Below are 12,779 nucleotides of genomic sequence, written 5' to 3' on the forward strand. Positions count from 1 at the left end.
GCAAGCCGGCTCCTACAGTTGACCGCGTTTCACTGTAGGAGCCGGCTTGCCGGCGATGGGGCCTTCACATTCAACCAACAATTACCCGCTTTCCCCTCAACCAGCCTTATGGCAACTTGCAGGCCCTTGTCGAGAGCCGAGCCATGGCCAACCCCTACCGCGAACTGTTCAAAGCCCCGGGCAGCCGAGCCTTTGTGCTGGCCGGGATGATCGCGCGCATGCCGATTTCCATGACCGGCATCGGCCTGATCACCATGCTCTCGCAATTGCAGGGCGGCTACGGATTGGCCGGTGCGGTGGCAGCGACGTTTGCCTTGGCCACGGCGTTTTGCGCGCCGCAGGTTTCGCGGCTGGTGGACCGTTTCGGGCAGCGTCGGATTTTGCCGGTGTCGGCACTGATCGGTGGCGGCGCGTTGTTGCTGGTGTTGTTGTGCACGCGTTTGCAGGCGCCGCAATGGACGCTGTTTGTGTTTGCCGCGCTGGCCGGTTGCATGCCGAGCATGTCGGCGATGGTGCGAGCGCGCTGGACCGAGGTCTATCGCGGCCAGCCGCAACTGCAAACCGCGTACGCCCTGGAGTCGGTGCTCGATGAAGTCTGTTTTATTGTCGGGCCGCCGCTGTCGGTAGGCTTGTGCGTGGTGGTGTTCCCCGAAGCAGGGCCGTTGGCGGCACTGCTGATGCTGGCGATTGGCGTCACGGCGTTCGTCCTGCAACGGGACACCGAACCGGCGATACATCCCCATGAAGAACACCATCAGGGCTCGATCATTCGTTCCAGCGAGATTCAGTTGCTGATGCTGTTGATGGTCGCCATGGGCACCATTGTCGGCGTGGTGGATGTGGTCAGCGTGGCCTTCGCCCAGCATCAAGGGCAACCGGCGGCGGCGAGCATTGTGTTGTCGGTGTATGCCATCGGTTCATGCCTGGCCGGTTTGGCGTTCGGCGCGTTGCGCTCGAAAGTGCCGCTGCCGCGACTGTTTCTGTACGGCGGGGTGGCGACGGCGGTGACCACGTTGCCGTTGCTGCTGGCGACCAATATTGTCGGGTTGGCGCTGGCCGTGTTCGTCGCGGGTCTGTCTTTTGCGCCGACGCTGATTGTCGCCATGGCGTTGGTGGAACGCATCGTGCCGCCGGCCAAACTCACCGAAGGCCTGACCTGGCTGGTGACGGGGATGAGCATCGGCGTGGCGATTGGCGCGGCCAGCTCGGGTTGGTTGGTGGATGCGTTTGGCGCGCGCAGCGGGTTCTGGGTAGCGATTGCGGCAGGGGCCGTCGTGCTCGGTTCCGCGGTCCCAACCTATCGCCATTTGAAATAGTGCTTTACCTGTAGGAGCTGGCTTGCCAGCGATGGAGGCCGGAACGCCGCGTTTATCCAGAAAGAACGCGTCATCGTTGGCGACTCCTACAGGGTGGTTGTATGACTAATTCCCTGCGGACCTCATCCGTTCTCTTAGCAGACAACTTTTCGAGGTAAGCCCGGTGACCCAGCTGACATTGCTGTGCCTGCCCTATTCAGGCGCGAGCGCCATGGTTTACAGCCGCTGGCGGCGCAAACTGCCGGAGTGGCTCAAGCTGCAGCCGGTGGAACTGCCGGGCCGTGGCGCGCGGTTCGGCGAACCGTTGCACACCGACATGCGGCGCCTGGCGCTGCAACTCGCCCAGGAACAGAAAGCCACGCTCAAGGCGCCGTACGCGCTGTTCGGTCACAGTCTTGGCGCGTTGCTGGCCTGTGAAATGGCCCATGCCTTGCGCTCGCTGGGTTGCCCGGAACCGGTGGCGCTGTTTGCCTCGGGCACCGCTGCACCGACGATGCGGGCTGATTACGATCAGGGTTTCGCCGATCCGAAAACCGATGCCGAGCTGATCGAGCAACTGCGCACCCTCAATGGCACCAGCGAAGAGGTGCTGGCCAATGAAGAACTGATGAGCCTGACGCTACCGATCCTGCGCGCGGATTTCCTGCTGTGTGGCCGTTTCGAGCCGATCCAGCGTCCGTTGCTGAAATGCCCGGTGCACGTGCTCGGCGGCAAAGAGGATCGCGCAACCACCGAACAGCTGATCGGCTGGAGCAAGGAAACCCACGGCAGCTTTTCCGTGGACATGCTGGCCGGCGGTCACTTCTTCATCCATGAGCACGAAGCCAAGGTGCTGCGCGTGATCAAGGACCAGCTCGACGTCCACCATCGCCGGCACGCCATGGCCGCGACTGCCTGACCCAATACCCTGTAGGAGCGAGCCTGCTCGCGAAAAACTTGAGAGCGCCGTGGGGTGTCAGGATGCCAGCGTTATCGTTGACGACCATCGCGAGCAGGCTCGCTCCTACAAGTTCTCATTCGCTAATTTTTCCGGTCTGCATTCGTTTTATAGGGACGACGTGCCTTTGTGCTTCCCGCCACTGATCCGGATGCTTAGAAATGAATGCTGATGACTCCTTGAAACTTGCTCGCCGGTTTATCGGGTTGCCCCTGGAAAAGCGCCAGATGTTCCTTGCGGCCCTGCAAAAGGAAGGCATTGATTTCGCCCGCTTCCCCATTCCTGCCGGCGTCGAGGCCGAGGATCGCCAGGCGCTGTCGTATGCCCAGCAACGCATGTGGTTTCTCTGGCAACTGGACGCGCAAAGTGGCGCCTACAACCTGCCGGGCGCGGTGCGTTTGACCGGTGCGTTGAACCTGTCGGCGCTGGAACAAGCCTTCGTCAGCCTCGTGGAGCGTCACGAAACCCTGCGCACGGTGTTCCAGCGCCAGGCCGACGACACCTTGCTGCAAGTGCCGGCCAGCGCGCCGCTGATTATCAAACACGTGGACTTCAGCGCCTTGCCGGAAACGGAGCGCGAACGTGCCGTCGCCCAAGCGGCCGAACAGCAATCGGTGCTGCCTTTTGATCTGTCCATCGGCCCGCTTCTGCGGGTGACCTTGCTCAAACTCGCCGAGCAGGAACACGTCCTGCTGCTGACCCTGCACCACATCGTCTCCGACGGCTGGTCGATGAACGTGCTGATCGACGAATTCATCCGCTGCTACGACGCCTTCGAGGCCGGTGCACAACCGCAACTCGCGCCGCTGCCGATCCAGTACAGCGACTACGCCTTGTGGCAACGCCGCTGGCTGGAGGCGGGCGAGCAGGCGCGCCAACTCGATTACTGGCAAGCGCAACTCGGCGATGAGCACCCGGTGCTCGAACTGCCGACCGACCACTCGCGCCCGGCGATGCCGAGCTATCGCGGCACGCGCTACGAGTTCGCCGTCGACACGCAACTGGCCGAGCAACTGCGCGCCACCGCGCAGAAACACAACATCACCCTGTTCATGCTGTTGCTCGGGGCGTTCAATGCGTTGCTGCATCGCTACACCGGGCAGACCGATATCCGTGTCGGCGTGCCGATTGCCAACCGCAACCGAGCGGAAATCGAAGGCCTGATCGGCTTCTTCGTCAACACCCAAGTGCTGCGCACCCAGCTCGATGGCCATACCCGCGTTGACGATCTGCTGCGTGCCATCAAGGAGACTGCGCTCGGTGCCCAGGCCCATCAGGACTTGCCGTTCGAGCGTCTGGTCGAAGCGCTGAAACTGGAGCGCAGCCTCAGCCACACGCCGCTGTTCCAAGTGATGTACAACCACCAGCCGCAGGTTGCGGACATGTCCAGCATCAGTACCGCGTCCGGCCTGGTGCTGGGCGCGATCGAGTGGGAAGGGCGCACCACGCAGTTCGACCTGACCCTCGACACCTATGAAAAGAGCGGCAAGCTGCACGCCGCGCTGACCTACGCCAGCGACCTGTTCGACGCGCCGACCATCGCGCGCATGGCGCAGCACTGGACGTGGCTGTTGCAGGCAATGGTGATCGACACACATCAGCGGGTCGGCGAGCTGCCGATGCTGGCGGCGGATGAACAACAGGTGCTGGTGCATGACTGGAACCGCACCGCCGAAACTTATCCCGTCGAGCAATGCATTCATGAACTGATCCACGCCCAGGCCTTGCGCACACCCGAGGCGCCGGCGCTGGTGTTTGGCGACCGACAGCTGACTTATGCACAGCTCGATGCGCGCACCAATCAGTTGGCGCATTACCTGCGCGAGCAGGGTGTCGGTCCCGATGTGCTGGTGGGGATCGCCGTCGAGCGTTCGCTGGAAATGGTCATCGGCCTGTTGGCGATTCTCAAGGCTGGCGGCGCTTACGTGCCGCTCGATCCGGAATACCCGGCGGAACGCCTGGCCTACATGATCGAAGACAGTGCGATTGGCGTGTTGCTGACCCAAAGCGCCCTGGCTGGCACGCTGCCGACCGAGGGCATCAAGGTCATCGCACTGGATCAGGACGAGGACTGGCTGGCCGGTTACAGCGAAAATTGCCCGCAGGTGTCGGTGAATCCGCTGAACCTGGCCTATGTGATTTACACCTCCGGTTCCACCGGCAAACCCAAGGGCGCCGGTAACAGCCATGCGGCGCTGGTCAACCGTTTGTGCTGGATGCAACAGGCGTACGGGCTGGACGGCAGCGACTCGGTGTTGCAGAAAACCCCGTTCAGTTTCGACGTGTCGGTCTGGGAGTTCTTCTGGCCGTTGATGACCGGTGCTCGTCTGGTGGTGGCGCCGCCGGGCGCGCATCGCGAGCCGGCGCGGTTGATCGGCCTCATCGGCGAGTTCGGCATCAGCACCTTGCACTTTGTGCCGTCGATGCTTCAGGCGTTTATCCACGAGCCGGGCGTTGAAGCCTGCACCAGCCTCAAGCGCATCGCGTGCAGCGGCGAAGCCCTGCCGCTGGATGCCCAGCTTCAAGTGTTCGCCAAGCTGCCGGGCGCCGGATTGTTCAATCTGTACGGTCCGACCGAAGCGGCCATCGACGTGACCCACTGGACGTGCGTTGACGAGGGCGCCGACAGCGTGCCCATCGGCCGGCCGATTGCCAACCTGCGCACCCACGTTCTGGACGCGCAGTTGCTGCCGGTGCCGGCGGGCGTGGCGGGGGAGTTGTACCTGGGCGGCGCCGGCCTGGCGCGCAGTTATCACCGGCGTCCGGGGCTGACGGCCGAGCGCTTTGTGCCGTGCCCGTTCCATGACGGCGCACGCCTGTACCGCACCGGCGACCGCGTGCGCCAGCGTGCCGACGGGGTGATTGAATACCTCGGCCGCCTCGACCATCAAGTGAAACTGCGCGGCCTGCGTATCGAACTGGGGGAAATCGAAACCCGCCTGATGCAGCATCCGCTGGTGCGCGAGGCGGTGGTCCTGGTGCAGGGCGGCAAACATCTGGTGGCGTACCTGGTGCTGGAAAACGCCGAGCCGCAGTGGCCGGAAACCCTCAAGGGCTGGCTGCTCAATAGCCTGCCGGAATACATGGTGCCCACCTACCTGATGCCGCTCGATGCCTTGCCGGTGACCGCCAACGGCAAACTGGACCGCAAGGCCCTGCCGCAACCGGACGCGGCGCCGCAACAGGCGTTCGTCGCGCCGCAAGATGCGATGCAGATGGCATTGGCGCAGATCTGGCAGGACGTCCTGGGCCTGGAACGTGTGGGCCTCGAAGACAACTTCTTCGAGCTGGGCGGTGATTCGATCATCTCCATTCAAGTGGTCAGCCGCGCCCGTCAGGCCGGCATCCGTCTCAGCCCGCGCGACCTGTTTCAGTACCAGACCGTGCGCAGCCTGGCGCTGGTGTCGGCATTCGACAACCGCAGTGCCATCGACCAGGGGCCGGTCAGCGGTGAGGTGATCCTGACCCCGGCGCAACACTACTTCTTTGAGCAGGCCATCGCGCAACCGCAACACTGGAACCAGTCCTTGCTGTTGACGCCGCGCGAGGCGCTGAACCCGCAAGCACTGGAAGCCGCGCTGGTGACGGTAATCAACCATCACGATGCCTTGCGCCTGCGGTTTACCGCGAGTGTCGATGGCTGGCAGCAGTCTCATGGACCACAGGTCGAAACGGCCGGATTGTGGCAGCGTCACGCGGCGTCGACCGAGGCGTTGACGGCCCTGTGCGACGAAGCACAACGCAGCCTCGATCTGGCCGAAGGGCCGTTGCTGCGCGCGCTGCTGGTCAGTCTCGACGATGGCTCGCAACGTCTGCTGCTGGCGGTCCACCATCTGGCGGTGGACGGCGTGTCCTGGCGGGTGCTGCTCGAAGACCTCCAGCAAGCCTATGCACAATTGGCGGGTGACAGCGCCGCAACGTTGCCGAACAAAACCAGCGCTTATCAACACTGGGCCAGACACCTGCAAGCGCATGCCCGCACGCTGGATCAACAACTGCCTTACTGGCAGGCACAACACGCCGATGCCCGCGACCTGCCGTGTGAAAATCCGCTGGGCAGCCTGCAGCATCGCCACGGCCACAAAATCGAATCGAAGCTCGACGCCGGGTTGACCCGGCAGTTATTGCAAACGGCGCCGGCGGCCTATCGCACTCAGGTCAACGACCTGCTGTTGACCGCGCTGGCGCGGGTGATTTGCCGTTGGACCGGGCACAATTCGACGCTGATCCAGCTCGAAGGCCATGGCCGTGAAGACCTGTTCGACGACCTCGACCTGACGCGCACCGTGGGTTGGTTCACCAGCCTGTTCCCGGTGCGCCTGCAACCTCACGCGCAAACGGCGAACACGATCAAGGCGATCAAGGAACAACTGCGCGCCATCCCCGACAAAGGCCTGGGATATGGCATGCTGCGTTACCTCGGTGAACCGGCCCAGCGTGAAGCGTTGCAAGGGTTGCCGACACCACGGATCACCTTCAACTACCTCGGCCAGTTCGACCGCCAGTTCGATGAAGACGCGTTGTTTGTACCCGCAGCGGAAAGCGCCGGTCAGGCCCAGGGTGACGATGCGCCGCTGGCCAACTGGCTGACGCTGGAAAGCCAGGTCTATGGCGGTCAACTCTCGCTGCAGTGGGGCTTCAGTCGCGACATGTTCGCCGACAGCACCGTTCAAAAACTGGCCGACGCCTACACCGAAGAACTCACCGCACTGATCGAACACTGCTGCGCCACGCCGGCGGGCCAGGTCACGCCGTCGGACTTCCCGCTGGCACGGATCAATCAGGCGCAGCTGGACGCCTTGCCCGTCGCAGCCCCGGCCATCGAGGACATTTATCCGTTGACGCCGATGCAGCAGGGCATGCTGTTCCACACCTTGTATGAGCCGCAGGCCGAGGCCTACATCAACCAACTGCGCCTGGAGATTCAGGGACTGGAACTGGCGGCCTTCGGCCGGGCGTGGCAGGCGGCGATCAACCGTCACGACATTCTGCGCAGCAGCTTCCACTGGTTGGGCCTGGAAGCTGCACATCAGGTGATTCATCGCCAGATCGACCTGCAATTGCAGGTGATCGAGGCGGCCGATATCGACCTCGATGCACTGGCCGCCGAAGAGCGCAGCCGTGGCTTCGAACTCAGTGCCGCGCCGCTTTTCCGGCTGATGCTGGTGCGCCAGAGCGGTGACGCCTGGCACCTGATCTACACCAGTCATCACATCCTCATGGACGGCTGGAGCAACGCGCAGTTGCTCGGCGAGGTGATTCAGCATTACGCCGGGCAAACACTGGCCAAGCCTTTGGGGCAATACCGCGACTACCTCGGCTGGATTCAGCAGCAGCCACCGGCGGCGGGCGAACAGTTCTGGAAACAGGCGCTGGCCGCACTCGAAACGCCGACCTTGCTGGCGCACGCCTTGCCGACGCCGGTCGAAGGGCGCGGGATGGGCGAGCATCACCTGACGCTCGAAAGCGCCGCGATACAGCGTCTGACAGAGTTCGCGCGGCAGCAGAAAATCACCCTCAACACCTTGTTGCAGGGCGCATGGGGCCTGCTGTTGCAGCGCTACACCGGCCAATCGTGCGTGGCGTTCGGCGCGACGATTGCCGGGCGATCCGCACCGTTGCCGGGTATCGAGCAACAGTTGGGCCTGTTCATCAACACCTTGCCGATCATTGCCGCGCCGTCGTCCGCGCAACCGGTCAGCCAATGGCTCAATGAACTGCAAGCGCTGAACCTGAGCCTGCGCGAGTTCGAGCATGTGCCGCTCTACGACATCCAGGGCTGGGCCGGGCAGCAGGGCAACGCGCTGTTCGACAGTTTGCTGGTGTTCGAAAACTTCCCGGTGGCCGAAGCGCTGAAGCAAGGGGCGCCAGCGGGACTGACCTTCGGCGCATTGCGCAATCACGAAATTACCAGCTACCCGCTGACCCTCGGCATCGAAGTCGGCGCTAGCCTGCGTCTGGAATTCAGTTTTGACCGGGCCTTGTTCAGCGCCGCGCAGATAGAGCGTTTGAGTGCGAACCTGCTGCATGTGCTGGAGCAATTCGTTGCGCAGCCGCAGCAGGTGTTGGGCGCCGTCAGTCTGTTGGACGCGAAGCAAAAAGCACAGGTACTGCTGGGCTCGCGTCCCGCCGCGCCGCAGCTGGACAGTCCGCTGTTGGCGCATCAGCGTTTCGAGCAGCAAGCGGCCCGCACGCCGGATGCATGGGCCGTGATTGTCGGCGACGAGCGACTGACTTATGCACAGCTCAACGCCCAGGCCAACCAGCTCGCCCATCGCCTGCGCGAACACGGCGTGGCGCCGGGGCAGCGGGTCGGCCTGTCGGTGCGGCGCAATGCGCAGATGATCGTCAGCCTCATGGCCATCCTCAAGTCCGGCGCCGGTTATGTGCCGCTGGACCCGGACTACCCGGCCGAGCGCCTGGCCTACATGATCGAAGACAGCGGCATGGACCTGCTGCTGGCGCAACCGGAGCTGCTGACCGAAGTCGCGCTACCCGAAGGCTTGCCGCGCCTGGCGCTGACGACGGCGTCGCTGGCCGGCTATTCCAAGGCCAACCCGGTCAACCTCGCCTGTGCCGAAGACCTCGCGTACCTGATTTACACCTCCGGTTCCACCGGGCGGCCGAAAGGCGTGTGCCTGGCCCATGCCGCACTGCGCGAGTTTTGCGTGATTGCGGCGGACTATTCGCAACTCAGCGCCGACGACCGCGTGCTGCAATTCGCCACGTTCAGCTTCGACGGCTTTGTCGAGCAATGCTACCCGCCGCTGTGCGTGGGTGCGGCGCTGGTGTTGCGCGGCGATGAGTTGTGGGACACCGACACCTTGTACCGACAGATCATCGAACAGGGCGTGACCCTGGCGGACCTGCCGGCGGCCTACTGGTATTTGCTGGCTCAGGAATGGGCCGCGCAGCCTCAGCGCGACAAAGGTCGGTTGCGGCAGGTTCATGTCGGCGGCGAAGCCATGTCGCTGGAAGGCCTGAAACTCTGGCATGCCGCCGGGCTCGGCGACGTACGTCTGCTCAACACCTATGGGCCGACCGAAGCCACGGTGGTTTCCAGCACCCACCTGTGCACCCTGGCCGACACGCAAAACCTGATCGGCGTGCCGATTGGCCGCGCCTTGCCCGGTCGGGCGTTGTACGTGCTGGACACCGAAGGCCATCTGCTGCCAACCGGTTGCGTGGGCGAGTTGTGCATCGGCGGCGATGCCGGCATTGCCCAGCACTATCACCAGCGTCCGGGTTTGAGTGCCGAACGCTTTATCGCCGATCCGTTTTCCACCACGCCGGGCGCACGTTTGTACCGTAGCGGCGACCTGGCGCGGTATCGCGAGGACGGCGCGCTGGAATACCTGGGACGCATCGACCATCAGGTGAAAATTCGCGGTTTCCGCGTTGAACTCGGTGAACTGGAAGCGCACCTGCAAGGCTTGCCGATGATCAGCGAAGCCGCAGTGCTGGTGCACGAAGGCGTCGGTGGCAAGCAACTGATCGGTTATGTGGTGCCGGTGTTGCCGAACGCTGATTCGCGTCAACTCACCGAGACCGTGCGCCAGGCTTTGGGCGAGCGTCTGCCGGACTACATGCTCCCGGCGCAACTGGTGGTGATGAGCGCATTGCCGCTCAACCGCAACGGCAAACTCGACCGTGCGGCGCTGCCGGCACCCGAAGTCTGGGAAGCCGTGGCTGGCACCGCACCGCAAGGTGAGCTGGAAATCGAGCTGGCGCAGATCTGGCAACAGGTGTTGCAAGCTGCCCGTGTCGATCGCGAAAACAGCTTCTTCGAGTTGGGCGGTCATTCATTGCTGGCCACGCAGATCGTTTCGCAGATTCGTCAGCGACTGGGCCTGTCGGTGAGTCTGCGCAGCCTGTTCGAACACCCGCGTCTGCAGGATTTCGCGGCTCAGGTGCAAGGCCTGCGACACGCCGCCAATGTCTGCGAACGCCCGGCGCTGGTGGCGGACCACTCCGGCGAACGCCAGCCGCTGTCCTTTGCCCAGCAGCGGTTGTGGTTCCTGTGGAACCTCGAACCCGACAGCTCGATGTACAACATGCCCGGCGCCTTGCGGTTGCGCGGCGCGTTGAACCTGTCAGCGTTGCAGCAAACCTTCGAAACCCTGGTGCAACGCCACGCCGTGCTGCGTACCACGTTCTATGAGGAAGACGGCCAGGCCTGGCAGCGGGTACACGCCGAACTGCCGCTGGATTTCGCCATCAGCGACCTGCGGCATTTGCCGGCCCCGGACGTCGAAGCCGCGCAGTTGGCCCGTGAAGAAGTCGCCCGGCCGTTCGATCTGCGCAACGGGCCGTTGCTGCGGGTGCGGGTGTTGCAGGTTGCGGATCAGGAGCATGTGCTGCTGCTGACGGTGCACCACATCGCGGCGGATGACTGGTCGTTCCGGATTCTGATCAATGAATTCGTCACGCTGTACCCGACCCTCAACCGGGGCGGCGTCGCGCAGTTGCCGGAGCACAGCGTGCAATACGCCGACTTCGCCAAATGGCAGCGCCAGTGGCTGGAGCAAGGCGGCGAGCTGCAACGTCAGCTCGATTACTGGCAGGCGCGCCTCGGTCAGCCGCAAGCCGTGCTGGAGCTGCCGGGCGACGGCGATCAGCGTCAGGCGCAGGAAGGCGCCAGCCAACATTTCACCTTGAATGCGACCTTGAGTCAGCAGTTGCGCGACTTCGCCCAACAGCGTGGATTGTCGCTGTTCATGGTGCTATTGGCCGGCTTCACCCTGGTGTTGCGTCAGCGTACCGAGGTCAGCCGCGTGCGCATCGGCACCGATATCGCCAACCGAAATCAAGTTGAGCTTGAACAAATGGTCGGCTTCTTCGTTAACCAATTAGTGCTGCAAGTGGAGGTCGATGCCGACCAGGCTGCCGGGCAACTTTTGCAAGCCTGTCGCCGTGCGGTTCTGGAGGCTTCGGACCATCAGGATTTGCCGTTCGAGCGATTGGTGGAAGCGTTGCGCTTGCCGCGTCGGGCCGGGCGTTCGCCGTTGTTCGACATCAAGTTGATCTATCAGGAAGGCGTCGGTCGCTTGCCCTCCATGGACGGCTTGTTGGTCGAGGACTTCCCGTCGGGCCGGCAAGCTGCCGAGATCGGCATGGTCGCTGCGTTCTACAACGAGGCCGAACACATTCACCTGAGTTTCGAAACACCCGCCGGGCAGTACTTGCCGAGCACGCTGCAAAGCCTGTTCGAACAAATCGAGGCGGTACTGCAAGCGTTGTTGCGCGCCGACGAGCTGACGGTCAGCGATCTGCTGGAACTGGCCACCGAGGTGCAGCGCCGTACCGATGCGCGATTGAACGAGCAGCGCAAGGCATTGCTGGGCGGGCCCATGGCGATCAAGCGTCGTCGCGGCACGCCGGCAACGCAAGGTGCGGCGGACTGATTCATTGCGGCGGCGCCAACCGGGCGCCGCCGTCATCATTTTCTGGAGGGGTTTATGACTGTTTCAACCACCAAGTCCATTCCCAAAATCGGCCGCGGTGCGCGCAAGAGCCTGTCCACCGACCCGACCCGGCTGGTGAGTTTTGCGCCGATGTTCGACGGTGCCAGCATGCCGCTGGTGTGCCGCCCGGCAGTGCCTGGTGTGAGCCTGGTGGAATGGGCGACGGAGAATCGCGCCCTGATCGAAAGCAAGCTGCTTGATCACGCGGTGATTCTGTTCCGTGGCTTCCAGGTGGCCGACATCGCCGAATTCAACCGCTGCGTGGCGGCAATTTCCGACGGCGCCCTGGAGTACCTGTTCCGCGCCTCGCCACGGACCCAGATCACCGGTCAGTTCAAGATCTACAGCTCCACCGATTACCCGGCAGCGGAGAAAATCTTCCCGCACAACGAGCATTCCTATTCGCCGGTGTTCCCGCGTCACCTGTACTTCTACTGCGACACGCCCTCGACCACCGGCGGCGAAACACCGTTCGGCGACACCCGCGAAATCCTCGCGCGGATCGACCCGGCCGTGCGCGAGGAGTTTCAGCGTAAACGCATCATGTACGTGCGCAACTACGGCGACGGCATGGGGCTGCCATGGCAGACCGTGTTCCAGAGCGAAGATCGCGGCGAAGTCGAAGCCTACTGCGCGAAGATCGGCATTCAGGCCGAGTGGAAATCGGGCAATCGCCTGCGTACCCGGCAAAACGGCCCGGCCATCGTGCGCCATCCGCTGACGGGCGAGCGCATCTGGTTCAACCACGGCACCTTCTTCAACGCGCTGACCCTGCCGGACAGCATCCGCGACAACCTGCTGCGTGAATTCGGCCCGCTGGACCTGCCGCAAAACACCTTCTTCGGCGACGGCTCGGCCATCCCCGACGACGTCATCCGCCACCTGCAAGGCATCTATCGCGACGTGATGGTCGAGTTCGCCTGGGAGAAGGGCGACGTGGTCCTGCTGGACAACATCCTCAGCGTGCATGCGCGCAACGAATTCACTGGCTACAGAAAAATCCTCACGGCCATGGCCATCGCGCAGAAAAGCGCCGACCTGGATCAGGAATAAGGACCCTCG

4 protein-coding genes and 1 pseudogene are annotated in these 12,779 nt (G+C 63.4%); 4 read left to right on the plus strand and 1 reads right to left on the minus strand.

The genetic code is table 11. The features are described from left to right. The first annotated feature begins 143 nt into the window (after nt 1-143). A complete protein-coding gene (locus tag PMI32_RS07935) occupies nt 144-1,316 on the plus strand; it encodes an MFS transporter (RefSeq protein WP_008032303.1) in 1,173 nt (390 codons plus the stop codon). A gap of 163 nt (nt 1,317-1,479) precedes the next feature. Further along, nucleotides 1,480-2,214 carry a thioesterase II family protein gene (locus tag PMI32_RS07930; RefSeq protein ID WP_008032305.1) on the plus strand — a complete coding sequence of 245 codons (735 nt, stop codon included), beginning with the start codon at nt 1,480-1,482 and terminating at the stop codon, nt 2,212-2,214. Here the strand turns inward: PMI32_RS07930 and PMI32_RS30735 are convergent. Then, a pseudogene (locus PMI32_RS30735) lies at nt 2,213-2,302 on the minus strand (outer membrane lipoprotein carrier protein LolA); the annotation flags it as partial. The gene PMI32_RS07930 and the pseudogene PMI32_RS30735 sit on opposite strands and share 2 nt — an antisense overlap. 112 nt (nt 2,303-2,414) lie before the next feature. Here PMI32_RS30735 and PMI32_RS07925 point away from each other — a divergent pair. Both PMI32_RS07925 and PMI32_RS07920 read left to right on the plus strand, forming a co-directional pair. Beyond that, nucleotides 2,415-11,657 (plus strand): non-ribosomal peptide synthetase, encoded by a 9,243-nt coding sequence (locus PMI32_RS07925; RefSeq protein ID WP_008032306.1) that lies wholly within the window; start codon nt 2,415-2,417, stop codon nt 11,655-11,657. Between the two features lie 54 nt (nt 11,658-11,711). Next, nucleotides 11,712-12,770 (plus strand): TauD/TfdA family dioxygenase, encoded by a 1,059-nt coding sequence (locus PMI32_RS07920; protein WP_008032309.1) that lies wholly within the window; start codon nt 11,712-11,714, stop codon nt 12,768-12,770. Nucleotides 12,771-12,779 lie beyond the last annotated feature (9 nt).

The sequence above is a fragment of the Pseudomonas sp. GM60 genome (genome assembly GCF_000282415.1).
GTDB lineage: Bacteria > Pseudomonadota > Gammaproteobacteria > Pseudomonadales > Pseudomonadaceae > Aquipseudomonas > Aquipseudomonas migulae.

Excerpts from the sequence above, each read along its gene's own strand:
- PMI32_RS07935 (WP_008032303.1), top strand. The coding sequence starts at position 144 with ATGGCCAACCCCTACCGCGAACTGTTCAAAGCCCCGGGCAGCCGAGCC.
- PMI32_RS07925 (WP_008032306.1), top strand. The coding sequence starts at position 2,415 with ATGAATGCTGATGACTCCTTGAAACTTGCTCGCCGGTTTATCGGGTTG.
- PMI32_RS07920 (WP_008032309.1), top strand. The coding sequence starts at position 11,712 with ATGACTGTTTCAACCACCAAGTCCATTCCCAAAATCGGCCGCGGTGCG.